A 24,926-nucleotide genomic window follows, 5' to 3' on the forward strand; every position below is an offset into this window, starting at 1 on the left:
TTGTTAGTCGTTCCTATTTACCTAGGCAAAACTGTGAGAATAACTGATCAATTAAACTATCACTTGCTGTATCCCCTATTATTTCCCCTAAGAATTCCCACGTACGTGTGACATCAATTTGAATAATATCCAATGGCATTCCAAGCTCAATACCTTCCATCGCATCTTCAAGTGCTTGCTTTGCCTTCTTTAATAACTGAATATGTCTTACATTCGAGACATACGTTAAATCACCTGTATCAATATCACCAGAAAAGAACGTATCAGCAATCGCTTTCTCCAGTGTATCTACTCCCTCTTCCTTCAGCATAGAAGTTGTTACAATTGGTTTCCCATCAGAAATCTTGTCAACTTTCGCCAAATCTAGCTTCTGTTCTAAATCCATTTTATTAATAATAACGATATATTCGAGACCTCTTACTGCTTCAAAAAGTTTAAGATCCTCTTCTGTTAGTTCTTCATTATAATTCAATACAAATAGAATTAGATCTGAATCCTTTAATACTTGTCTTGATCGTTCTACACCAATTCGCTCTACAATATCTTCTGTCTCACGAATTCCGGCAGTATCCACTAGGCGTAATGGTACTCCCCTTACATTCACGTATTCTTCTATAATATCCCGTGTTGTCCCTGGTATTTCCGTAACAATTGCTTTATTTTCCTGTACCAAGGTATTCATTAATGAAGATTTCCCAACGTTAGGTCTTCCGATAATAGCAGTAGATAATCCTTCTCGTAGAATTTTCCCTTGTTTTGCTACGGTTAAAAGTTCTTCAATTTCTGCATGAACAACCTTTGTACTCTCCCGCATCATATCATGTGACATTTCTTCTACATCATCATATTCTGGATAATCAATATTTACCTCAACATGGGCAACCGTTTCTAATAACCTTTGTCTCAAACTGCGGATTAACGCTGATAATCTACCATCCATTTGTTTTAAGGCAACATTCATTGCCTTATCTGTTTTGGCACGAATCAAATCCATTACTGCTTCTGCTTGTGATAAATCAATTCTTCCATTTAAAAATGCACGTTTTGTAAATTCACCTGGTTCAGCAAGTCGTGCTCCCCTGCTCAACAGGATTTCTAACACGCGATTTACAGCAACCATCCCACCATGGCAATTTATCTCTACAACATCTTCTCGAGTAAATGTTTTAGGTGCACGCATGACAGAAACCATTACTTCATCCGCTACTTCATCTGTCTGGCGATCGATAATCTTCCCATAATTTATGGTATGTGAATCAACATTTTGCAAATCTTTCCCTTTAAAAACCTCTGATGTAATAGATATTGCTTCTTTACCACTTAACCTTACTATTGCAATTGCTCCTTCACCAATAGGGGTTGATATTGCAGCAATTGTATCTGTCTCCATCATCTGCTTCACCTCCAACAATTGTATCTATATCAATATAACCGTTTTATTTTAATATTCTTGTCTCTAACAAACTAGGATAACATACTTTAACACAAAAATAAAATTATCCACAAAGATTTCTTTAGCTTCTTCTCAAAATAAGTTATCAACATGTGGACATTTTATTATAACTTGTTTTAAGAAATTATCAACAGTGATACCGTTGGAATCTATTGGATATGGATTAATCTTCGCAAACTAAAAAGGACCTGCGAATGCAAGTCCTTTACTTAGCAACTATTATTTTTAAATTGATTTTTGACATCTTTAATCTCTCTTCTAAAAGATTGTTGCCATATTGCCTACTTTAATTACTGCTATTTCTTGGGATATTTCCCTTATGATGTTCGTTATTTGTCGAATTTACTTCCTGATCAACTGTACCTTCCATATACGTATCTGATACTTGTTCATGTGTTTCAGCCAAACCTTTAGATGTTTGGTCATTTGTATAGTAATCAGAGTATTGATAGGTTCTATTTGCTATAGATTGTTTACCTTTGCTACTTTTATTAGCCATGTTGCATTTCTCCTTTCAGTGTTTAAGGAATCAACTTTAATATGTGTTACTTGGCGTATTTTACCCATAAAAAAAACCCTGGAAATCTATCCAGGGTTTACTTATGGTTTAATCACAATATGCCGATGTGGTTCTTCTCCATCAGAATACGTTGATACTTCGCCTTTTCTTTGTAACGCATTATGAATAATCTTACGTTCAAAGGCAGGCATAGGATCTAGTACAACTTTTCGATTTGTTTTTATTGCTTTATTCGCCATCTTAATAGCTAAAGCCTCAAGCGTTTCTTTTCTACGATCACGATAGCCCTCTGCATCAAGTGTCACTGTATAGTATTGGTTGCTACTTCTGTTTATGACAAGTTGAACCAAATATTGCAATGCATTTAATGTTTGTCCACGTTTACCTATTAAAAGTGCAATATCTTCTCCAGTTAAATCAAAGGTTACATGATTTCCTTCAACCACAGTATTAAGTTCAAGCCTTACATTCATATTACCTGTTACTTCTTTAATAAATTTTTCGGCTTCTTTAATTGGATCCTTTAGGATGGTGACCTTTACCACCGCTGGCTTTGAACCAAAAACACCTAACAATCCTTTTTTTCCTTCATCAATAATAGATATTTCGGCTTGGTCCTTCGTGATGTTTAACTGACCTAGTGCAGACCTAACCGCTTGTTCAACCGTTTGGCCGCTAGCAGTTATTTCCTTCACTTTTTGACGCCTCCATTATCTTTATTACTCATCATTGGTTTGTTAATTAAAAGCGTTTGAACAACCATAAAGATATTACCTGTTACCCAATATAATGCTAATGCTGCTGGGAAGAAGAAGGCCATTACACCAATCATAATTGGCATCATGTAAAGCATCATCTTCATTTGCATTGCCATTTGTGGATTTGAATTCATTGATGTATTTGTTGACATCATAAGTTTTTGTTGTAAGAACGTAAATCCAGCTGTTAATATCGGTAAAACATAATCCGGTGAACCTAATTCGAACCATAAGAAGCTATAATTAGCAATTTCCTCTGTTCGTACAATTGAGTGGTACATCGCAATAAAGACTGGCATTTGTACAAAAATCGGCAAACACCCTGCAAGTGGATTCACATTATGTTCTTGCATAATTTTCATTGTTTCTTGTTGTAATTTCTGTTGTGTATTAGCATCTTTAGAACTGTATTTCTGTTGAACTTCTTTAAGCAATGGCTGAACCTCTTGCATTGCTCTCGAACTTTTTATTTGCTTTATGTTTAAAGGCATAATGATCAGACGTACAAAAATCGTTACAATAATAATAGAAAGTCCATAACTATTATTAAATATTTCTGCGATTTTCGTAATTACCCATGAAAGCGGATAAACAAATATTTGATTCCATATTCCTTCACTATCTGACGTAATTGGTTGATCTATCTCTGTACAACCTGATAGGAAGACGACCAATCCAACTAATGCCAGAAGCAATACATACTTCTTACGCAACTTTTTTCCTCCTTAAACTTAAGCAACTACAATTTTAATTTTTCACCTAAAAATATTTTATCCTATATACTCTCAGGTTTCTATCCTAAACTAATTATTTCTCTTTTTTTAATAGTTTCTCTTTATATAAAAGATGTGTTAGACTTTTCTTTATTTCCCCGTATTCCATATCTTTTGTTGGGTTTCTTGCGATGATAACGATATCACATTGGAATTTAATACTTCCCTCTAATTCCTGAAAAGCCTGGCGAAGATACCTCTTGATACGATTTCTAGTTACAGCGTTTCCTATTTTCTTCCCTACTGAAAGACCAATACGAAAATGATCCTGTTCAGGTTGTAATAAATAGTAAATTACAAGCTGGCGATTAGCAAAAGATTTCCCCTTTTTAAACACATGCTGAAATTCTTCATTCTTTTTAATACGAAATCTCTTTTTCATTTTCATCACCTAACTACTAACTTGCATACTTGTCCTTATTATTATGTATAACAATATTCTTCCCTATTTCAATGCAGAAAATAAATGAGAAAAAGACCACTGACTATTCAGTGGCCTAGGCAGATAATACTTTTCTTCCTTTTTTACGACGACGAGCTAAAACTTTACGTCCATTTTTAGTACTCATTCGCGTACGGAATCCGTGTACTTTTTTACGTTTACGATTATTTGGTTGGAATGTTCTTTTCATTGTATCTTGCACCTCCCTAAGGGAAAAATCAATATCTAAAATAAATTACTTATAACATATCTGTTAGACAGTCTTTGTTATTATAAGTAATTTTCATGTTATTTGTCAACCTCACTAGAAACAAAAATCATTAACATACCTATTAAACAAAACATTAGCGGAAATTGCAATAGAAAAAGGAGAATTTACTTTTCGATAACCAAACATTGATCCTCCATTATTAAAGACATACTAAAAAATACTCGGATCATTTATTTCACGTTACAACTTCTATTTAATAAAAAGGAACAGCCCTTAAAAACAACCAAATACTTACAACAATTATTTTCCTTCTAAATATGCCACTCAATTTCTTATCCACATATCCTGTTTATATTTTTTTCGACATAATTCTACTATCCACATGCGTTATCGACAAGAAAACCACAAAATATAGTGGTGTGGATACTTTTTATATACAACCAGTAGAAATTGTGGATAAGTGTTCAAAACCCATTGATTTATCTATTTTTATTTGGTATTATAGTAATGTTTTCACTTGTGGGAAAGTGAATCTATTTAATACTTTTCCACAGATTGTGGACAAACTGTGGATAGTTGTTCACATGTCTATTTATAACTTTTTCAACAAGATTGTGGATAACACTTATAACCCAATAAAAGCAAATTTTATCATAGCTTTGACTATCCACAAGAAAAACTACTAATAAATCTTTCCTCTAAAAAAATATACCTGCAATTAATGTATAGACTTAATGCCTTCCTGTTTAACTCTAGGAATTACAGAAGGCTTTTTCTGTTACTTTTTGAAAGGAGTGAAACCCAAATTGGAAAATATACATGAGCTGTGGATTGCAACACTAGAAAAGATCGAAGAAAAAGTTAGTAAACCTAGCTTTGAAACATGGCTAAAAAATACAAAAGCAGAAGCGCTTGAAAAGAATACACTCGTTATATCAGCACCAAACGAATTTGCTAGGGATTGGCTTGAAACGCAATACACAGATTTAATTTCCGATATTATTGGTGAAATCACTGGTTCAAGACTAAATACTAAATTTATTATTCCAGATATAGCTCCAGAGGTTGAAGAAATTAGTACAGCACCAAAGCCAAAAGTAATAAAGGATAATAATGAATTTCCAAAAACGATGCTAAACGCTAAATATACCTTTGATACTTTTGTTATTGGGGCAGGAAATCGATTTGCACATGCAGCTTCTCTTGCTGTAGCTGAAGCACCAGCAAAAGCATATAATCCACTATTTATTTATGGTGGAGTTGGACTTGGAAAAACCCATTTAATGCATGCAGTGGGACATTATGTACTGGAAAACAAACCTAACGCTAAAGTCGTTTATATTACATCTGAAAAGTTCACAAATGAATTTATAAACGCAATTATGGATAATAAAACAACAAATTTCAGAAATAAATACCGTAATGTTGACGTTCTATTAATAGATGATATTCAATTCATTGCTGGAAAAGAATCAACCCAGGAGGAATTTTTCCATACATTCAATACATTGCATGAGGAAAATAAGCAGATCATCATTTCAAGTGACCGACCACCTAAAGAAATTCCAACATTAGAAGATAGACTACGGTCCCGATTTGAATGGGGTTTAATTACGGATATTACACCACCTGACTTAGAAACAAGGATTGCAATATTAAATAAGAAAGCCAAAGCAGAAGGATTAAATATACCAAATGAAGTCATGCTTTATATTGCCAATCAAATTGATACGAATATACGAGAACTAGAAGGTGCACTGATTCGGGTTGTGGCCTATTCTTCACTTGTAAACAAAGATATAGATGCTCCACTAGCTGCAGATGCCTTAAAGGACATTATTCCTAGTAGCAAACCAAAGGTTATTACAATCAAGGGGATTCAAGAAATTATAGGAGAGCATTATAGCATCCGTCTTGAGGATTTTGTTGCAAAGAAACGTACAAAATCTATTGCATTTCCGAGACAAATAGCTATGTATCTTTCTCGTGAATTAACCGACTTTTCACTGCCTAAAATTGGGGAAGAATTTGGAGGCCGGGACCATACAACCGTTATCCATGCTCATGAGAAAATATCCCGCTTATTAGAATCTGATCCAGAGTTTAATCGAGACATTGAAGATCTAATAGAAAGAATAAAATCACTATAGCTTAAAGATATACACATGTTAATAATGTTAATACGGGGAACAAACCATAAACATCTTATCCACATGTTGAAAAGTATAAATTAAATACGAAAAATCGATTTATCCACATAATCACAGTCCTTATTACTGTTATTACTATATTTTTATAAAAAATAATATATAAATAGAACTTCCATTAGGAGGATTTTTTCATGAAATTTATTATTCAACGTAATCAATTAATCGCTAGTGTCCAAAATGTAATGAAGGCAATTTCATCCAGAACGGTTATTCCAATCTTAACGGGGATAAAAATAGAAGCAAAACAGCATGGAATTACATTAACAGGTAGTGACTCTGATATTTCTATTGAGTCTTATATTCCTGCTGAGGAAAATAACAACGTGAATGTTGAGCAAATTGAAGTAGGAAGTATTGTATTACATGCAAAATATTTCCCTGATATTGTTCGTAAATTACCTGAACAAACAGTAGAGATTGAAGCTGATTCTAATTTAAAAGTTACCATTCGTTCTGGAAAAGCTGAATTTAATTTAAATGGTCAAGATGCTGAGGAATATCCACAATTACCTAAAGTTCAAACCGACAATAGTTTTGAAATGCCCATTGACCTATTAAAAAATATGATCAAACAAACTGTTTTTGCTGTATCTGCTATGGAAACCAGACCAATACTGACTGGGGTTAATATGAGTTTAGAAAATAGTGTTCTAAGTTTAATTGCAACAGACAGTCATCGATTAGCATCAAGAACTGTTCCAATTTCAAATACGAATATTAATTTTAAAAATGTTATCGTTCCAGGTAAAAGTTTAAACGAACTTAATAAAATCTTAGATGACTCTGAGGAAACAGTAGAAATCAGTGTAACGAACAACCAGGTTTTATTTCGAACAAAGCATCTTAACTTCTTATCACGTTTACTTGAAGGAAACTATCCGGAAACATCCAGATTAATTCCTGAACAAAGTAAAACAACGATTCAAGTAAAAACAAAGGAACTTTTAAGTACGATTGATCGTGCTTCTCTCCTTGCAAGAGAAGAAAGAAATAATGTTGTTCGTTTAACAACACAGGGAAATGGTTTAATTGAAATTACAAGTAATTCACCTGAAGTTGGAAATGTTACGGAGGATCTCTCCGTTCAAATGTTTGAAGGAGAAGAATTAAAAATATCTTTTAGCTCTAAATATATGATTGATGCATTAAAGGCGATAGAATACGATGATGTGACGATCTCATTTACTGGAGCAATGCGTCCATTTATTATGCGACCAGCCGATGATGATTCTATTTTACAGTTAATTCTTCCAGTTCGAACCTATTAATTGGTGAGAGAAGTCTCACTAGTCGCTGGGTGCTTACGTTAGACAGCAATGCAATACTAAATATATTAAAAGGCTCTTATCAATATGGTAAGGGTTTTTTATCGTTTTAAATGAAATAAAGGCAAAATAAGCGGTTTTTATTAAATTCTAGGGTGATTCCTTTCATTAATGGAAAAACTTTAGTAAAATAGGTATATAGGGTTTTTAAGAGGATGTTCAAAAAATACTATAAAATAAAAGAATCTTGGTGATACGATGCATGAAGAAATTAAAATAAAAACAGATTATATTACATTAGGACAATTTATTAAATTACTAAATATTTTAGAGTCCGGTGGAATGGTTAAATCATATATTCAGGAACAAGGTGTGATTGTAAACGGAGAAGTCGACCACCGTCGTGGAAGAAAACTATATCAGAATGATGTAGTAGAGATAGAGGATATCGGTTCGTATATTGTGAAAAAAGAGGATTAATTTGCATGCATATTGAACAATTGGATTTAAGAAACTACCGGAACTACGGCAAATTAAACATTACCTTTGATGATAAAATTAATGTCATCATAGGAGAGAACGCCCAAGGTAAAACGAATTTGATGGAAGCAATATATGTTTTAGCCTTTACCAAATCACATCGTACTTCTCATGAAAAAGAACTTATCCAATGGGACAAAGAATATGCTAAAATAGAAGGTAGAGTAAAAAAACAAAATCAAAAGATTCCCCTTGAAATCATCATATCTACCAAAGGAAAGAAGGCGAAATTGAATCGACTGGAACAAAGACGTTTAAGTGATTACATTGGGGCAATAAATGTTGTCATGTTTGCGCCAGAGGATTTAACGCTCGTCAAAGGCCCACCACAAATTAGAAGAAGATTTATTGATATGGAGCTTGGACAAATTCAGCCAACCTATATATTCCATCTAGCACAATATCAAAAAATATTAAAGCAAAGAAATCACCTACTAAAGGAAATGCAACGTAGGAGAAGTAATGATAGAACAATGCTTGAGGTACTTACTACCCAACTTAGCCAACATGCTGCGGTCATTTTAGAGAAGCGGTTTGTTTTCTTAGATTTACTAAAAAAATGGGCAGTTCCTATTCACCATAGCATTAGTAGGAAGTTGGAAAAACTAGAAATTACCTATCGTGCTACAATTGAAGTATCAGAAGAGGACAATAAGGAGAAAATAAATAGTATTTATGTAACTAAATTCGGTGAAATACAAGAAAAAGAGATAGAACGTGGTTCAACGCTAATTGGCCCTCATAGAGATGATCTTCTATTCTATGTTAATCAGAAGGATGTACAAACGTATGGTTCCCAGGGCCAACAACGAACAACAGCCCTATCTTTAAAACTTGCAGAAATAGAATTAATTAATAAGGAGATTGGCGAGTATCCTATTCTACTTCTTGATGACGTACTAAGTGAATTGGATGATTATAGACAATCTCATTTACTAAATACAATTCAAGGAAAGGTCCAAACTTTTGTTTCGACTACAAGTGTAGATGGAATTCATCATGAAACATTGAAAAACGCAGAACTATTTCGGGTCATTAATGGAAGTATTGGTGGTTAAACTTATACTTGCCTTGAGGAAGGAACATTAGATAAATGTTTATGCATATTGGAAACGGAAATGTTATTCATTCAAATGATGTTATTGCCATAATCGATTATCATATCATCTCTTCATCTAGTGTTATGGAAGAAATGATGACTGCCTGGAATAAGGAGAAGAAAGTAATTGGGCCAAAGTCACAAGCGAAATCCGTTATGATAACGAAAGATAAAGTATATTATACGACTGTTTCCGTTCCAACACTAAAGAAACGTGCAAGTATGATTTCTACGATTAGTAATTTAGAGGATTATTCTGATGATATTACTCCATAATAAAGCAATTATTTAGCTAAATGAGAATAAAAATGCAGATTTTAGTTTTTATAGAAATGAGTGTGAGTTAGATGTCAATGGAAGAAAAAGTATCAACAGAACAAGCGTATGATGCAGATCAAATTCAAGTTCTTGAAGGACTAGAAGCTGTACGTAAAAGACCAGGAATGTATATTGGGTCAACGAGTGAGCGAGGATTACACCATCTCGTCTGGGAAATTGTTGATAATAGTATTGATGAAGCATTAGCAGGTTACTGTGATCATATTGAAATTATTATTGAAAAAGACAATAGTATAACCGTAAAAGATAATGGTCGCGGAATTCCAGTTGATATTCAAAAGAAAACAGGTCGTCCAGCCCTTGAGGTTATTATGACAGTTCTCCATGCAGGGGGGAAATTCGGCGGTGGAGGTTATAAGGTCTCTGGTGGACTTCATGGTGTAGGGGCTTCGGTTGTAAATGCTTTATCTAGCAATTTAGAGGTTTACGTCCATCGTGATGGTAAGGTCCATTTCCAAGGATATAAACAAGGTAAACCAACAGAGGATATTAAGGTTATTGGCGAAACTGAAATAACTGGAACAGTTACTCACTTCGTACCAGATCCAGAGATATTTGTAGAAACAGTTGAGTTTAACTTTGATACTTTAATACAACGTGTACGAGAACTTGCATTCCTAAATAAAGGATTGCGTATTTCTCTTGAAGATAAACGCTCTGAGGATGAGAACAAATCTGCTACATTCCACTATGAAGGTGGAATTAAATCCTATGTGGAATACATTAACAAAACGAAAGAATCGATACATGAGGCCTTTTATTCAGAGGGTGAGGACCAGGGAATCTCTGTTGAAGTATCACTCCAATATAATGATGGATATGCATGTAATATTTACTCGTTTGCGAATAATATTCATACGTATGAAGGTGGTACACATGAAGTTGGCTTTCGAACGGGTTTAACACGTGTTATTAATGATTATGCGCGTAAAAACAGTCTATTTAAAGAAAGCGATCCGAATCTTACTGGTGATGACGTGCGTGAAGGTATAACTGCTATTATATCTATTAAGCACCCCGACCCACAATTTGAAGGTCAAACGAAAACAAAACTTGGAAATAGTGAAGTACGTACAGTTACAGATTCTGTATTTACGGAATCATTTTCTAAATTCTTATATGAAAATCCATCCGTTGCAAGAACAGTTGTAGATAAAGGGTTAATGGCGTCTAGGGCAAGAGTAGCTGCAAAGAAGGCACGAGAGCTCACAAGAAGAAAGAGTGCTTTAGAAGTATCCAGTTTACCTGGGAAACTTGCTGACTGTTCTTCTAAAGATGCATCGATTAGTGAATTATATATCGTTGAGGGTAACTCTGCAGGTGGTTCTGCGAAGGCAGGACGAGATCGTCACTTTCAAGCAATTCTCCCATTACGTGGAAAAATCCTGAATGTAGAGAAGGCTAGACTTGACCGAATCTTGTCTAATGATGAAATCAGGTCCATGATTACTGCACTTGGTACAGGAATTGGTGGAGAGTTTGATATATCAAAAGCACGATATCATAAGGTAGTCATTATGACAGATGCAGATGTTGACGGAGCACATATCCGTACATTACTATTAACATTTTTCTTCCGTTATATGCGTCCATTAATTGAACATGGTTATATTTATATTGCACAACCACCATTATTCCAAGTGAAACAGGGGAAGACGATACAATATGTTTATAACGAGAAAGAGTTAGAGAAGGTTTTAGCTGAGATCGCACCAACGCCTAAACCTGCAATCCAGCGTTACAAAGGTCTAGGTGAAATGGATGCGGAGCAATTATGGGAAACAACGATGAACCCTGAAGAGCGTACATTGCTGCAAGTAGAATTAAATGATGCGGTAGAAGCTGACCAGGTCTTTGATATGCTAATGGGAGATAAAGTAGAGCCAAGAAGAAACTATATCGAGGAAAACGCACAGTACGTTAAAAACCTAGATATTTAATATAAAGTGAAAAGGTTTGTTAGAGGTGGATAAGGAAAGCGTGCAAGATCAGCTTTCCTGATTGGAGGTAAATAGTATGGCGGATGAAAAACGTAAGGATGTTCAAGAAGTTAATATAAGTAATGAAATGCGTACATCTTTTCTTGACTATTCAATGAGTGTTATTGTATCAAGAGCTTTACCAGATGTACGTGACGGTATGAAACCAGTGCACCGAAGAATTTTGTATGCGATGAACGATCTAGGGATGCACTCGGATAAAGCACATAAAAAATCAGCACGTATTGTTGGTGAAGTTATTGGTAAGTACCATCCACACGGTGATTCAGCGGTATATGAAACAATGGTACGTATGGCCCAAGACTTCAGTTATCGTTATATGCTTGTAGATGGTCATGGAAACTTCGGGTCTGTTGATGGGGACCAAGCTGCTGCGATGCGTTATACGGAAGCTAGAATGTCAAAAATATCAATGGAACTAGTACGTGATATTAACAAAGATACGATTGACTATAGGGATAACTATGATGGTTCTGAACGAGAACCTGTTGTTTTCCCTGCAAGGTTTCCTAACCTTCTTGTAAATGGAACCTCTGGGATTGCAGTTGGAATGGCTACAAATATACCTCCACATAATTTGGGTGAGACAGTTGATGCTATTCTAGCTTTGAGTAAGGATCCAGAGATTACAATTAATGAGCTTATGGAAAAACATATTTATGGGCCCGATTTTCCTACTGCGGGAATAATTATAGGGAAAAGCGGGATTAGAAAGGCATTTGAAACAGGTAGAGGCTCTATTACGATTCGAGCGAAGGTAAATATTGAAGAACACGCAAATGGGAAATCAACCATTATCGTTACGGAGTTACCTTATCAAGTGAATAAGGCTAGATTGGTAGAGAAAATAGCAGAACTTGTTCGGGATAAAAGAATTGAGGGAATTACCGACTTACGGGATGAGTCAGATCGCGAGGGAATGCGTGTCGTCATGGAGATCAGACGGGACGCAAACGCGAATGTCATTTTAAACAATTTATACAAGCACACCTCCCTACAAACTACTTTCGGTGTTAATATGTTAGCACTTGTTGATGGACAGCCAAAGGTTTTATCAATTAAAGAGTGTTTAGAGCATTATTTAGAACATCAAAAAGTGGTTATTAGACGTCGTACTGCTTTTGAACTTAGAAAAGCCGAAGCACGTGCACATATTTTAGAAGGTTTACGCATTGCTTTAGATAACTTAGATGCGGTAATTTCCTTAATTCGTAATTCGAAAACAACGGATATAGCTCGTAATGGGTTAATGGAAAAGTTTAACCTTTCTGAAAAACAAGCACAAGCTATTTTGGATATGCGATTACAAAGGTTGACAGGCTTAGAACGTGAGAAAATTGAAAATGAGTATAACGAACTCATGCAACTTATTGGCGAATTAAAAGCTATTTTAGCGGATGAAGAGAAAGTATTAGAAATTATTCGTGAAGAGCTTACTGAAATTAAAGAAAGATTCGGTGACGAACGTCGTACGGAGATTGTAGCTGGTGGAGCAGGATTTTTTGAGGATGAAGATTTAATTCCTGAAGAGGAAATTGTTATCACCCTTACACATCAAGGCTATATTAAACGTTTGCCTGCATCAACATATCGCACACAAAAACGCGGTGGTCGTGGAATTCAAGGAATGGGTACGAATGAGGATGATTTCGTTGAACATTTATTATCTACCTCAACCCATGATACGATCCTTTTCTTTACAAATAAAGGAAAGGTCTATAAAGCAAAGGGATATGAGATTCCTGAATTCTCAAGAACAGCAAAGGGAATTCCGATAATCAATATGCTTCAGGTTGAAAAGGGAGAATGGGTTAATGCTGTTATTTCCGTTCATGAATATAAAGAAGATGCATTTTTATTCTTTACAACAAAACACGGAATAACGAAGCGTACATCTCTATCGAAATTTGCGAATATCCGTAAAGGTGGATTAATTGCATTAGGTCTTCGAGAAGATGATGAACTCATTTCAGTTAAGGAAACCGATGGAACAAAAGATATTATGATTGCAACTAGAAACGGTTACCTCATTCGTTTTGAAGAAACGCAAATTCGTGCAATGGGAAGAACTGCTGCAGGTGTAAAAGGTATCTCATTAAGAGGTGATGATGTTGTTGTTTCCATGGAAATTATTGAAGAAGGATCAAGAATTCTCCATGTTACCAATTATGGATATGGAAAACAAACACCAGAAGCTGAATATCGCCGAATAAATCGCGGTGGTAAAGGTGTATTCACTTGTAAGCTAAATGAAAAAACTGGACATGTTGTTGCTGTGAAAGCTGTAAGTGGAGAAGAAGATCTGATGCTTATCACAATTGCTGGTGTATTAATCCGTATTCCTGTTGCTGATATATCTGAAACAGGACGTAGTACAATGGGTGTCCGTTTGATTCGTTTACACGAAGAGGAACAAGTAGCGACAGTTGCTAAGGTTGATAAGGAAGAAGAAGTAGAAGAAGAAGTGGCAGAAGATGGTAAAGCAATTGAACCTATCATAGATGAAAATAATAATGAAGAATAATCAAGAGGTTAGGTGACGCTTAATAAGTAGTCACCTTCCTTTTTATAAAAAAGAAGCTTTCATTCGTAAATTCGGGGGGATTTCAGTTGAGAGTAAAACCATCACAACTCGTACCAGGAAATGTGTTATTAAAGGAAGTATTGGGCAAATCAAATAAACCTATCATTACAAGAAAAACAGTCTTAGATGATATACATATTGAGTTTTTAGAGAGGTTCTTAATAGAGTCTGTAGATGTTTCAGCTCATCTTAGTAATGGTGATACCTATGAGCCGAAGAAAGTAGATGCTAAAAAGGAACAGTTGAAAAAAATAAAAGCAGCAGAAAGAAAGCAAACATTTGAAGAACAGTTTTATCAGGTTGTAAAAGGATATAAGCAATTATTTTCTACATGGAAAAGTGGTATACCAATTGATATGGCCAATCTAAGGAAGCTTATTATTCCATTGCTAGAAAGAACAGATGATATTGATAAAGCGGTATATACACTGCATCAATATACGACGAAAAATGATTATATTTATTGTCATAGTATTGCAGTTAGCATTCTTTCCTCCTACTTAGGTAGAAAGTTAGGTTATGAAAAGGGTGAATGGCTTCAAATTGGGATTGCTGGACTATTAAGTGATGTTGGAATGGCCAAAATAAATTCTGAAATAGTTTATAAAACAGGGCCACTAGCATCGTATGAATTAAATGAAGTTAGAAAGCATCCTACATATTCTTATCGATTAATAGAAAATATCCCAACCATTACCCAAGCGGTAAAATTAGCTGTATTGCAGCATCATGAACGTATAGATGGTAGTGGTTATCCACTCGGTATTACAATGAAAAAAATTCATCCGTATGCACGAATAATAGGGATTAGCGATACATATCATGCAATGACGAGTGAAAGGGTATACAAGAAAGGGCTATCGCCGTTTAAGGTGATTGAAGAAATGAAGAAAGTCCAATTTACAAAGTTTGATTCACAAATTGTATCAAAGTTTATAAGTAGCCTAACCAATTTTTCAATCGGTACAAAGGTAAAACTATCTAATGGCAAGACTGGTGAAATAGTATTTATCGAGCCAAGTGAATTAACACGACCAATTGTACGAATGGATGGTAGTGGAGAAATCATTGCATTACAAAATGAGCAAGATGTATATATTAATGAGCTAATATTGAAGTAAATCGGCATGTTAGCCGATTTCTTCATTTAATTTATGGTGTAATTCCTTTTGAATCATCATTGGAATTTTCTCTGCAGTGATGTTTAAAAATTTGACGATTAATGGGAAGTCGATGTCAGGTTTTGAAACCAATAAATCCCCCCACCACTCTGCTTCATACCGACATACCATACTTAAATTATATAAAATTAGGTAGTGAACCATTATTTCTGATAAGGCTAAAAAGTGCTGACGTTTAATTGGAAAGTAGATATTTTTGGATTCCAAATGTAAGAAGAATGGATCCGTTTTAGGTACGAATGATTCCTCTAATTGAAGATGAAGACTTAATTTGTCCTCGTCTAGGTCCTTTATAGGAGGTAGATATGGTTCAATTTTTTTCACGAAAGCGTTCCCTGTGAGATGATGACTATCAAGAATATAGCTCGGGAAATGTAACATTCTAGATTCACTAGAACCAACAGGAACCATCTTCTTCTTTTGATGAAAGGAAAAGATCGTGTCAATTTCAGGAATAAGAGAAAGTAAGTCTTCCATGGTAATCTTTTCAAAGGGAAAAGTCTTTTTTGAAAAGAGATGCTCAGAAAAATAAGGAAAAAGTCCATTTTGTTGAATTTTTACTTCATCATCTAAAAAAGTATAATTTCTCTTTTTCCGCTTTCTTGCTGTTACTCCATGTGATAAAAGGATAGTTGATTCCGGATAATCGGGACGCTTTGTTAAAAGAAAAGCCTTAAGTAAATGTGTCATGCCATAAAAAAATAAAACAGGTTTTGCGAATAAATCCGTTGATTTCCCACTTTCATAAAAGCGGATTCCATGATCTAAGTAATACATAAATTTATTACTATTTTCATAACTCTTTGTTTCAGCATCAATATCCTTCATCTGTTTATAACAATGATATAAATATTTATGTGCCGTTTGTTGCGATATTAAGTAGGTATAAAATTCATTTGATTTACTCATATATCCCCCACCAATAATTCAGAATCTATTAACTTTTTTATTTTTAATTGAAAAACAAGGATTGTTAGCGTATGGTATATAAAAATAGATTTACCTAGTAGTTTAATCTTTTTTGACGAATAACATACATATTAAAAAGCGTAAGCGCCCGTTTAGCGACTCCTACGTAGGAGATAAAGGAAACATGCCCCTTTATGGGGTATGCCGACGTTGGCTTATGCCTGATTTTAGTCGGCCTTCCTTAAAACCAGATTAAAGGAAGTTCGACTATGTCGAACTGTTATCGTACGAAGGTGAAGGAAGTCTCGCTAGTTGCTGGGTGCTGGAGCTGGATTTAATAAAGGAGGAGTAACATTGCGTAAAGATAAGTTTGCAAAGGAAGGTTTAACATTTGATGATGTTTTATTACTACCCGCAGAATCAGAGGTATTGCCAAAGGATGTCAGGTTGAGCTCGGAATTATCACCTAATTTAAAATTGAAGACACCATTTATAAGTGCTGGTATGGATACAGTGACAGAAGCAGAAATGGCAATTGCGATGGCTCGTCAAGGTGGATTTGGTGTTATTCATAAAAACATGACAATTGAAGAGCAGGCTGAACAGGTAGATCGCGTAAAGCGTTCAGAGAGCGGGGTTATTACAAATCCCTTTTACCTTACTCCAGAACATCAAGTGTATGATGCGGAACATTTGATGGCAAAGTTCCGAATTTCTGGTGTACCAATTGTAAATACAATTGACGATCAAAAGTTGGTTGGTATATTAACGAATCGTGATTTACGTTTTATCCAGGATTATTCAATAACGATTTCTGAAGTAATGACAAGTGAAAATTTAATTACTGCACCAGTGGGAACGACTTTAGAAGAGGCAGAGAAATTATTGCAGAAATATAAGATTGAAAAGTTACCATTAGTAGACAACAATAATACACTTAAAGGATTAATTACCATTAAGGATATTGAAAAGGTAATTGAATTTCCAAATGCTGCAAAGGATAAACAAGGAAGACTATTGGTAGCAGCTGCAGTCGGAGTTACGAAGGATGCAATAGTACGAATTGAAAAATTAATCGAAGCGGGTGTTGATGCTGTTGTAATTGATACGGCACATGGCCATTCGAAGGGTGTACTTACACAACTAAAAGCGATACGTGATACATTCCCTAATTTAGACATTATAGCAGGTAATGTAGCGACTGCTGAAGGTACAAGGGCATTAATTGAAGCTGGTGCAACAGTAGTAAAAGTTGGTATTGGGCCAGGATCGATTTGTACAACACGTGTTGTAGCAGGGGTTGGGGTACCCCAAATTACTGCGATACATGATTGTGCAGTTGCCGCAGAAGAATATGGCGTGCCGATTATTGCAGATGGCGGCATAAAATACTCTGGCGATATAGTAAAAGCTCTATCGGCTGGTGCACATGCTGTTATGTTGGGTAGTATGTTTGCAGGAACAACGGAAAGCCCTGGAGAAACGGAGATTTATCAAGGCCGTAAATATAAGGTATATCGTGGAATGGGTTCAGTTGGGGCTATGAAAGCAGGTTCTAAAGATCGTTATTTCCAATCTGAGCAAGACAATAAAAAGCTTGTTCCAGAGGGTATCGAGGGACGAGTTCCTTATAAAGGTTCTCTTTCTGACACGATTCACCAACTAATTGGAGGATTACGTTCAGGGATGGGTTACTGTGGCGCTTTTACTATCAATCATTTACGTGAAGATGCGCAGTTTGTACGAATAACAGGAGCAGGACTACGTGAAAGCCACCCACATGACGTGCAAATTACGAAAGAAGCACCGAACTATTCTATTCAATAAGCAATAAAGATAGATGGGGTCAGCTCCATCTATTTTTTGCGTATTTGATGAATATTTTCATGTGAACAAGCAAATTCCACATTAACGGAAGTTCCACTTTGTCCATTTCTATGTTAAAATGATTTGGTGCTTAATTAAAAAATAATGATAATATATAGATAGAGACCAATTTTGGAGGTAAAAAGATTGAAGCGAAAAACTACGAAGACATTGCTTTTAGCTATAGTAGTAATGTTACTGACAATTAGTATACAACCAAGTATGATTCAAGCTGCTGATTTAGAATTAGAGGCGGAAACCGCTATATTAGTAGATTTTGAAACAGGAAAAATTTTATATGCAAAAGATGCAGATGTAGCCTTACCTCCAGCAAGTATGACGAAGGTTATGACGGAATACCTTGTATTGGAAGCAATTGATAGTGGACAAATCACGTGGGAGACGACGACCAAAATTAGTGATTATGCTTACGAAATTTCAGCTCCAAATAATGGATTCTCAGGTATTGGGTTAAGGCAAGATAGAGAGTATACTGTTCGGGAATTATACGAAAGAATGGCAATTATCTCGGATAATGCTACAACAATTGCATTAGCTGAACTTATAGCTGGTTCTGAAGGTGAGTTTGTTAAGTTAATGAATCAAAAGGCAGAAGAACTAGGGTTACCAGAAGCTGAATTCGTTAATTCAAGCGGCTTGGATAATGTCCATTTAGGTGACAATTATCCAGAAGGGACAGACCCAGAAGGAGTAAATTTACTCTCTGCAAGATCAATGGCTTTACTTGCCTATCATTTAATTAAAGACTATCCACATGCATTGGAGATTTCCAGTCAATTATCTGTAGAGGCAGAAGGAGAAGTAACTGAGAATTTAAACTGGATGTTACCTCATGACAGTGTTAATTTAGAGCAATACTATTATGAAGGAATTGATGGGCTAAAAACGGGTTATACGGAATTAGCTGAGAATACATTTACTGGAACAGCAACGCAAAATGGTAAAAGATTGATTTCTGTCGTAATGAAAGCAGGGGAATATGCAGAAAAGGGATTACGATTTGAAGAAACAGCCAAATTAATGGACTATGGTTTTAATAAATTTCAAACAACGGAGCTTTTCCAAAAGGGTTATCAACTTGAAGACCAAGCTACTCTTCCAGTCGCAAAAGGAAAAGAGGATAGTGTTAACATTTCACTAAGTGAGGGAATAACCGTACCAATCTTAGCAGAAGAAGCTGATTCATATCACTTAGAATATCAAATTGATGAAGATAGACTAAATGAGGATGGAGAGTTAATCGCCCCAGTTAAACAAGGTGACATAATTGGCACAGCTACACTTGTTTATGAAGGTGGAGATGATTATGGTTATATCATACCTAGCAATAATAGCATCGATCTTATTGCTGAAGATACGGTGGAAAAGGCAAATTGGTTTATGTTAACACTTGGAGCAATCGGTGACTTCTTTGCAAATGTATTCACTACAGCCGTTGACTGGATTAAAGGGCTATTTAGCTAATATGTTAAGAAATACTTGCATCCTTTGATTAAATTGCTTATGATAACAGTACATTAAAAGTATTGATAGGAAATAGTAACAGTATCTCTAACCCAAAGAGAGTCGATGGCAGGTGTGAATCGATGTTAGATTGCTGTGAATCCATCCTTGAACTGGTTTACCGAACGTTATTATAGTAAGTAAACCCGGTTAATTACCGTTAATAAATTAGAAGCCGGAAGAGCTTGCTCTTCAATAAGGGTGGCAACGCGGGAATTACACTCTCGTCCCTATTTTATGGGACGGGAGTTTTTTATATTAAAAAGGAGGAATTACTCATGTTAGATATGAAATATTTGCGGAATCATTTTGATGAAGTGAAGGAAAAACTAAATCATAGAGGAGAAGATCTATCTGAATTAGATCACTTTGGTGAGCTAGATGAAAAGCGCAGGCAATTGATTGCCCAAACAGAAAAATTGAAGGCAAAAAGAAATGAAGCAACGAAACAGATTTCTGTTTTAAAACGAGAGAAAAAAGATGCCGAACCTGCTATTAAAGAGATGCGTGCAGTTGGGGATGAAATTGCAGCACTAGATAAAGAATTAAAGGAAATTGAGGAAAATCTCGACCAAGTAATGTTCTCTATCCCTAACATTCCACATGAAAGTGTTCCAGTAGGTGAGAATGAAGACGATAACGTTGAAATTCGTAAGTGGGGAGATATTCCAACATTTGACTTTGAAGCACAGGCTCACTGGGATATTGGGACGAATCTAGATATTTTGGATTTTGAGCGTGCAGCAAAGGTTACTGGCAGTAGATTTGTATTCTATAAAGGGTTAGGTGCAAGACTTGAAAGAGCGCTTATAAGCTTTATGATGGATCTTCATGCTGACGAACATGGTTATGTAGAAATGCTACCACCATATTTAGTAAATCGTACAAGCATGACTGGTACTGGCCAATTGCCAAAATTTGAAGAGGATGCCTTTAAAATAGATGGATGGGATTATTTTATGATACCAACTGCTGAGGTACCTGTTACCAACTATCATCGTGATGAAATTTTAAACATCAATGATCTCCCGAAAAAATATGTTGCATATAGCGGTAGCTTTCGTTCTGAAGCAGGTTCTGCCGGACGAGATACGAGAGGATTAATTCGCCAACATCAATTTAATAAAGTAGAGCTTGTACATTTTGCAAAACCTGAGGATTCTTATGAAACATTAGAAACATTAACAGGGCATGCTGAAAAGGTATTGCAATTATTAGGATTGCCTTACCGTGTTATGAGTATGTGTACTGGCGACTTAGGATTTACTGCAGCGAAGAAGTATGACATTGAAGTGTGGATTCCAAATCAAAACACATACCGTGAAATTTCTTCTTGTTCAAACTTTGAAGACTTCCAAGCAAGACGTGCAGGTATTCGTTTCCGAAGAGAGGCAAATGGTAAACCAGAATATGTTCATACATTAAATGGTTCTGGCCTTGCAGTAGGAAGAACGGTTACAGCTATTTTAGAAAACTACCAACAAGCAGATGGTTCTGTAGTCGTTCCCGAAATATTACGTGCCTATATGGGTGGAATCGAAGTAATTAAATAACTGAGCTATTTTCGCATTTGATATAAACTGTGAGGTAACAATAATTTGGGGAATTTTCTTGAGAGAGCTTATCAAGTTCATTTGAAGAGAATTTTGCTCTATTTCAATCTTGAGAAGACTTATCAAGTTCATTTCAAGAGGATTTTGCTCTATTTTAATCTTGAGAGAGCTTATCAAGTTCATTTCAAGAGGATTTTGCTCTATTTCAATCTTGAGAAGGCTTATCAAGTTCATTTCAAGAGGATTTTGCTCTATTTTAATCTTGAGAAGGCTTATCAAGTTCATTTGAAGAGAATTTTGCTCAATTTTAATCTTGATAGAGCTTATCAAGTTCATTTGAAGAGAATTTTGCTCTATTTCAATCTTGAGAAGGCTTATCAAGTTCATTTCATGAGGGTTTTGCTCTATTTTAATCTTGAGAGAGCTTATCAAGTTCATTTGAAGAGAATTTTGCTCTATTTCAATCTTGAGAAGACTTATCAAGTTCATTTCAAGAGGATTTTGCTCTATTTTAATCTTGAGAGAGCTTATCAAGTTCATTTCAAGAGGATTTTGCTCTATTTCAATCTTGAGAAGGCTTATCAAGTTCATTTGAAGAGAATTTTGCTCAATTTTAATCTTGAGAGAGCTTATCAAGTTCATTTCAAGAGGATTTTGCTCTATTTCAATCTTGATAGCTCCGTTGAGTATTGGCATTCATAATTCTTTATTGATCTTGAGAGTACAAGCAAGATATTTTTTTAAGTTCGATGTTACCTCGCAGTTTATACAAACAGCAAATAATTCACATTACCAGGGGAGAGGTGATCTGAACCTCTCCTTTGTAAAAAAAATGTCGAAAAAAGTTGACATGAATAATGCATTATGATATATTAATTCTTGTCGTTACGGAGGTATACCCAAGTCTGGCTGAAGGGATCGGTCTTGAAAACCGACAGGCGGGTCAAACCGCGCGGGGGTTCGAATCCCTCTACCTCCTCCATTTAAACATTGCGCACAAATATTGGAGATATAAAAACACCGTTACAATTGTAGCGGTGTTTTATAATATACTAATTTCTTTTTATAAATAAGTCTAAAAAATTACTAGGTAAGTGGATTTTTTCCTCATTGATTTCAAGATAATTTATATCGTCACCATTTGAATCCTTCTTTATATGATTAACCTCATTTTGGAGTTGTTCCATTCTTTCATCTAATTCATTTGCAACTGCTGCAGCTTGTGTTAATTCCTTTGTTAGTTTTTCTGGAATGGATTTATTATATTTATAAAAAATCTTGTGTTCCAAACTTGCCCAAAAGTCCATTGCAACGGTACGGATTTGTATTTCTACATAAACTTCCTCTTCACGATCTGACATGAAAACAGGCACCGATACGATAAGATGTAAACTCTTATACCCGTTTGGCTTTGGATTTTTTATATAATCCTTCATTTCTATTAGCGTAACGTCTTTTTGCTTTTGGATCATTTCACTTAACATATAAGTATCAGATATATACGAACAAACAATTCGAATTCCAACTATATCTTTAATATTTTCTCTAATGGAATCAAATGATATGGATAACTCTTTCCTATGCAATTTATTTAGAATACTTTCTGGTGACTTTATACGTGATTTGATATGCTCAATTGGATTATAGTCATGGATAAGCTGAAACTCCTCTTTGAGTATTTTTAACTTGGTATCCATTTCATCCATTCCGAACTTATACGTTAGCATAAATCTTGTAAATTCACTTCGTATTTCTTTAAGTTGTTCTAATTGTTTTGTATTCATTAGAGTTGACCCTTTCCTTTAATTCTCTTACATAAAGATTATATCAAATATTAATGATGGGTGACCTATTTAGCTTTCCCTCTACTTGACAAATATATAGCAACAGCATATAGTTTTAAAAAAACTATGCAGTTGAGAGTATTTTATCCACTCTTACCTAACAAAAACGAAAATAAAGATGAACATTCCATCAAACAACGGATATATGAACCTACCTAAGAATAGCTAGCTAAACACTAACCACAGATAATCTATCGTGTTGGGATAAATTAGGTGGTGTCGCGAAAACTCATTTAGTCTTACTTATAAGGACAGGTTGTTTTTTTATGTGAAGGAGGGGATGGATTTGATTAATAAAAGTATTTTATTTTTGGGTGCAGGGTCAGCTGCAGAGGCAATTATTTCTGGTATTATCAAAGGCAAAGTAGTAAGTAACAATCAACTATTTGTAACGAATAGAGAAAATGAAGAAAGGCTTTCCTACCTACAAGAAAGATACCAGGTAATTTGTAGCCGTCATAAAGAGGAACTTATTTCAAAAGCAGATATTATTATATTAGCAATGAAACCAAATGATCTAGAAAAATCAATCTTACCGATCAAAGCCCTCTTTAAGGAAAATCAATTGATTATTTCCATTCTTGCGGGGAAATCTACTGATAAGATTACAGATTTAATAGGACTACCAATTCCTGTTATAAGAGCGATGCCAAATACCTCTGCGTCGATTGGGTATGCTGCGACAGCATTGACAAAAGGGAAATACGCAATTGAACAACATATGATACAGGCGAAACAGTTATTTCAGACAATAGGTATGACAACGATTGTTAAAGAAGATGATATGCATGCGATTACAGCTATCTCAGGAAGTGGGCCAGCGTATATTTATTATTTGGTCGAGGCATTAGAAAAAGCTGCTATAGAGGCTGGTTTAAGCAGCTCTGTAGCAAGGGAACTAATTACACAGACGGTAATTGGTGCTGGAAATATGCTTAGATTATCGGGTGAAGATCCAGAGACGTTACGTCAAAAAATTACCAGTCCAAATGGTACGACAGAAGCTGGAATTAGTATATTGGAAAATAACCATTTCAGGCGTATTGTAATGGAATGTGTGAAAGGAGCAAAGGAACGCTCAGAGGAATTGGGGAATGGACAATAACGCTGTTTTCTAAATGCGCCCAAAATAAAAGAGGATATCCCTTAAAAAGGGAATCACCTCTTTATTTTACTGTTATTCTAGATCTATGGTTTCTTGTTTGCCCAATAAAATGTCCAACTTTTTCTAATATGGGCTCTACGGAATTTTCCTTTTCCATTAGGTCATAGTCTGAAATGTTTACACGAAGGATTGGGCAAGAATTGAAGTTATTAATCCAATTTTCATAACGAGCATGCATTTCTTCCCAATAAGAGATTGGAGTACTTTTCTCCATTTCTCGACCACGTTCCTTTACTCTTCTTAAAATGTCATCGAGTGAACCTTCTAAGTAAATGAGTAAGTCGGGATGTGGGAAATACGGTGTCATTACCATCGACTCGAATAAATTTGTATATGTTTCATAATCGGTTTTAGACATATTTCCATTTTCGAAATGCATCTTTGCAAAGATTCCAGTATCTTCATAGATTGATCGATCTTGAATAAAGCCACCACCATACTCAAATATTTTTTTCTGCTCTTTAAAACGCTCTGCAAGGAAATATATTTGTAAATGAAAACTCCACCGTTCAAAGTCACGATAAAATTTCTCTAAATATGGGTTCGTATCTACCTTTTCAAATGAGGTTTTAAACTTTAAAGCATTTGCTAGTGCTTTTGTCATGGTAGACTTTCCAACGCCGACCGTACCAGCAATTGTAATTACACTATCATTAGGGATTTGGTACTTTTCTCTAAGGTTCATATTTA

The 24,926-nt window shown here is 35.2% G+C and carries 22 protein-coding genes, 1 tRNA gene and 1 other annotated feature; of the genes, 13 read left to right on the plus strand and 10 right to left on the minus strand.

Features of this window, described 5'->3' with window-relative positions; genetic code table 11:
* Positions 1-13: 13 nt before the first annotated feature.
* From mnmE to rpmH, 6 genes are all read right to left on the minus strand, one after another.
* Complete coding sequence (mnmE, locus tag D8M05_RS10885) at positions 14-1,390, minus strand: tRNA uridine-5-carboxymethylaminomethyl(34) synthesis GTPase MnmE (RefSeq protein WP_121131745.1); 1,377 nt, start codon at positions 1,388-1,390, stop codon at positions 14-16.
* A gap of 349 nt (positions 1,391-1,739) precedes the next feature.
* The gene (locus tag D8M05_RS10890) at positions 1,740-1,952 is read right to left on the minus strand and encodes a YozQ family protein (protein WP_121131696.1); all 213 of its coding nucleotides are present in this window, start codon (positions 1,950-1,952) and stop codon (positions 1,740-1,742) included.
* Between the two features lie 101 nt (positions 1,953-2,053).
* The gene (gene jag / locus D8M05_RS10895; protein WP_121131698.1) at positions 2,054-2,668 is read right to left on the minus strand and encodes an RNA-binding cell elongation regulator Jag/EloR; all 615 of its coding nucleotides are present in this window, start codon (positions 2,666-2,668) and stop codon (positions 2,054-2,056) included.
* Complete coding sequence (gene yidC / locus D8M05_RS10900; protein WP_121131700.1) at positions 2,665-3,444, minus strand: membrane protein insertase YidC; 780 nt, start codon at positions 3,442-3,444, stop codon at positions 2,665-2,667. Before yidC ends, jag begins: the two co-directional genes overlap by 4 nt.
* Before the next feature lie 94 nt (positions 3,445-3,538).
* Entirely contained in the window at positions 3,539-3,886 is a 348-nt protein-coding gene (gene rnpA / locus D8M05_RS10905; protein WP_121131701.1) for a ribonuclease P protein component, read from the minus strand.
* Between the two features lie 115 nt (positions 3,887-4,001).
* Entirely contained in the window at positions 4,002-4,136 is a 135-nt protein-coding gene (gene rpmH, locus D8M05_RS10910; protein ID WP_058309197.1) for a 50S ribosomal protein L34, read from the minus strand.
* Between the two features lie 827 nt (positions 4,137-4,963).
* On the opposite strand from rpmH, the gene dnaA reads away from it, so the two are divergent.
* The 8 genes from dnaA (at position 4,964) to D8M05_RS10950 (ending at position 15,315) form a co-directional block, all read left to right on the plus strand.
* On the plus strand, positions 4,964-6,307 hold the full coding sequence (dnaA, locus tag D8M05_RS10915; RefSeq protein ID WP_121131703.1) for a chromosomal replication initiator protein DnaA: 1,344 nt from the start codon (positions 4,964-4,966) through the stop codon (positions 6,305-6,307).
* A 191-nt stretch (positions 6,308-6,498) separates the two neighbouring features.
* Positions 6,499-7,635, plus strand: coding sequence for a DNA polymerase III subunit beta (gene dnaN, locus D8M05_RS10920; RefSeq protein WP_121131705.1), 1,137 nt, complete (start codon positions 6,499-6,501; stop codon positions 7,633-7,635).
* A gap of 255 nt (positions 7,636-7,890) precedes the next feature.
* Positions 7,891-8,112 carry a S4 domain-containing protein YaaA gene (yaaA, locus tag D8M05_RS10925; protein WP_121131707.1) on the plus strand — a complete coding sequence of 74 codons (222 nt, stop codon included), beginning with the start codon at positions 7,891-7,893 and terminating at the stop codon, positions 8,110-8,112.
* A gap of 5 nt (positions 8,113-8,117) precedes the next feature.
* The gene (gene recF, locus D8M05_RS10930) at positions 8,118-9,230 is read left to right on the plus strand and encodes a DNA replication/repair protein RecF (protein WP_121131709.1); all 1,113 of its coding nucleotides are present in this window, start codon (positions 8,118-8,120) and stop codon (positions 9,228-9,230) included.
* A 35-nt stretch (positions 9,231-9,265) separates the two neighbouring features.
* On the plus strand, positions 9,266-9,547 hold the full coding sequence (gene remB / locus D8M05_RS10935; RefSeq protein ID WP_121131711.1) for an extracellular matrix regulator RemB: 282 nt from the start codon (positions 9,266-9,268) through the stop codon (positions 9,545-9,547).
* A gap of 71 nt (positions 9,548-9,618) precedes the next feature.
* Positions 9,619-11,550, plus strand: a complete 1,932-nt coding sequence (gene gyrB, locus D8M05_RS10940) for a DNA topoisomerase (ATP-hydrolyzing) subunit B (RefSeq protein ID WP_121131713.1) — start codon at positions 9,619-9,621, stop codon at positions 11,548-11,550.
* Between the two features lie 76 nt (positions 11,551-11,626).
* On the plus strand, positions 11,627-14,134 hold the full coding sequence (gene gyrA, locus D8M05_RS10945; protein WP_121131715.1) for a DNA gyrase subunit A: 2,508 nt from the start codon (positions 11,627-11,629) through the stop codon (positions 14,132-14,134).
* An 86-nt stretch (positions 14,135-14,220) separates the two neighbouring features.
* Positions 14,221-15,315, plus strand: a complete 1,095-nt coding sequence (locus D8M05_RS10950; protein ID WP_121131717.1) for an HD-GYP domain-containing protein — start codon at positions 14,221-14,223, stop codon at positions 15,313-15,315.
* 9 nt (positions 15,316-15,324) lie between these two features.
* On the opposite strand, the gene D8M05_RS10955 is transcribed toward D8M05_RS10950, so the two are convergent.
* Positions 15,325-16,284 (minus strand): YaaC family protein, encoded by a 960-nt coding sequence (locus D8M05_RS10955; RefSeq protein ID WP_121131719.1) that lies wholly within the window; start codon positions 16,282-16,284, stop codon positions 15,325-15,327.
* Positions 16,285-16,638: 354 nt separating this feature from the next.
* Here D8M05_RS10955 and guaB point away from each other — a divergent pair, with 354 nt between their 5' ends.
* From guaB to serS, 3 genes are all read left to right on the plus strand, one after another.
* Positions 16,639-18,111, plus strand: a complete 1,473-nt coding sequence (gene guaB, locus D8M05_RS10960; protein ID WP_121131747.1) for an IMP dehydrogenase — start codon at positions 16,639-16,641, stop codon at positions 18,109-18,111.
* Positions 18,112-18,297: 186 nt separating this feature from the next.
* Positions 18,298-19,635 carry a serine hydrolase gene (locus D8M05_RS10965; protein WP_121131721.1) on the plus strand — a complete coding sequence of 446 codons (1,338 nt, stop codon included), beginning with the start codon at positions 18,298-18,300 and terminating at the stop codon, positions 19,633-19,635.
* Positions 19,636-19,688: 53 nt separating this feature from the next.
* Positions 19,689-19,909: a binding site (T-box leader), on the plus strand.
* 43 nt (positions 19,910-19,952) lie between these two features.
* Positions 19,953-21,227 (plus strand): serine--tRNA ligase, encoded by a 1,275-nt coding sequence (gene serS, locus D8M05_RS10970; protein ID WP_121131723.1) that lies wholly within the window; start codon positions 19,953-19,955, stop codon positions 21,225-21,227.
* On the opposite strand, the gene D8M05_RS10975 is transcribed toward serS, so the two are convergent.
* Positions 21,189-21,923, minus strand: coding sequence for a hypothetical protein (locus tag D8M05_RS10975; protein ID WP_121131725.1), 735 nt, complete (start codon positions 21,921-21,923; stop codon positions 21,189-21,191). The genes serS and D8M05_RS10975 overlap by 39 nt on opposite strands.
* A gap of 193 nt (positions 21,924-22,116) precedes the next feature.
* Between D8M05_RS10975 and D8M05_RS10980 the strand changes: the two genes are divergently transcribed.
* A tRNA-Ser gene (locus tag D8M05_RS10980) sits at positions 22,117-22,209 on the plus strand.
* A 70-nt stretch (positions 22,210-22,279) separates the two neighbouring features.
* Here the strand turns inward: D8M05_RS10980 and D8M05_RS10985 are convergent.
* A complete protein-coding gene (locus D8M05_RS10985; RefSeq protein WP_121131727.1) occupies positions 22,280-23,011 on the minus strand; it encodes a GTP pyrophosphokinase in 732 nt (243 codons plus the stop codon).
* A gap of 349 nt (positions 23,012-23,360) precedes the next feature.
* Here D8M05_RS10985 and proC point away from each other — a divergent pair, with 349 nt between their 5' ends.
* The gene (gene proC / locus D8M05_RS10990) at positions 23,361-24,176 is read left to right on the plus strand and encodes a pyrroline-5-carboxylate reductase (protein WP_379543333.1); all 816 of its coding nucleotides are present in this window, start codon (positions 23,361-23,363) and stop codon (positions 24,174-24,176) included.
* Positions 24,177-24,237: 61 nt separating this feature from the next.
* Here proC and D8M05_RS10995 read toward each other — a convergent pair whose 3' ends face one another.
* Positions 24,238-24,921 (minus strand): deoxynucleoside kinase, encoded by a 684-nt coding sequence (locus D8M05_RS10995; RefSeq protein ID WP_121131731.1) that lies wholly within the window; start codon positions 24,919-24,921, stop codon positions 24,238-24,240.
* Positions 24,922-24,926 lie beyond the last annotated feature (5 nt).

This window comes from Oceanobacillus bengalensis (genome assembly GCF_003628445.1).
Lineage (GTDB): Bacteria > Bacillota > Bacilli > Bacillales > Amphibacillaceae > Oceanobacillus > Oceanobacillus bengalensis.

Bases quoted from the DNA above. Each gene is read 5' to 3' on its own strand.
- mnmE (WP_121131745.1), bottom strand. From the start codon at position 1,390: ATGGAGACAGATACAATTGCTGCAATATCAACCCCTATTGGTGAAGGA.
- D8M05_RS10890 (WP_121131696.1), bottom strand. From the start codon at position 1,952: ATGGCTAATAAAAGTAGCAAAGGTAAACAATCTATAGCAAATAGAACC.
- rnpA (WP_121131701.1), bottom strand. From the start codon at position 3,886: ATGAAAAAGAGATTTCGTATTAAAAAGAATGAAGAATTTCAGCATGTG.
- rpmH (WP_058309197.1), bottom strand. From the start codon at position 4,136: ATGAAAAGAACATTCCAACCAAATAATCGTAAACGTAAAAAAGTACAC.
- dnaN (WP_121131705.1), top strand. From the start codon at position 6,499: ATGAAATTTATTATTCAACGTAATCAATTAATCGCTAGTGTCCAAAAT.
- yaaA (WP_121131707.1), top strand. From the start codon at position 7,891: ATGCATGAAGAAATTAAAATAAAAACAGATTATATTACATTAGGACAA.
- recF (WP_121131709.1), top strand. From the start codon at position 8,118: ATGCATATTGAACAATTGGATTTAAGAAACTACCGGAACTACGGCAAA.
- remB (WP_121131711.1), top strand. From the start codon at position 9,266: ATGTTTATGCATATTGGAAACGGAAATGTTATTCATTCAAATGATGTT.
- gyrB (WP_121131713.1), top strand. From the start codon at position 9,619: ATGTCAATGGAAGAAAAAGTATCAACAGAACAAGCGTATGATGCAGAT.
- gyrA (WP_121131715.1), top strand. From the start codon at position 11,627: ATGGCGGATGAAAAACGTAAGGATGTTCAAGAAGTTAATATAAGTAAT.
- D8M05_RS10955 (WP_121131719.1), bottom strand. From the start codon at position 16,284: ATGAGTAAATCAAATGAATTTTATACCTACTTAATATCGCAACAAACG.
- serS (WP_121131723.1), top strand. From the start codon at position 19,953: ATGTTAGATATGAAATATTTGCGGAATCATTTTGATGAAGTGAAGGAA.
- D8M05_RS10975 (WP_121131725.1), bottom strand. From the start codon at position 21,923: ATGCCAATACTCAACGGAGCTATCAAGATTGAAATAGAGCAAAATCCT.
- D8M05_RS10985 (WP_121131727.1), bottom strand. From the start codon at position 23,011: ATGAATACAAAACAATTAGAACAACTTAAAGAAATACGAAGTGAATTT.
- D8M05_RS10995 (WP_121131731.1), bottom strand. From the start codon at position 24,921: ATGAACCTTAGAGAAAAGTACCAAATCCCTAATGATAGTGTAATTACA.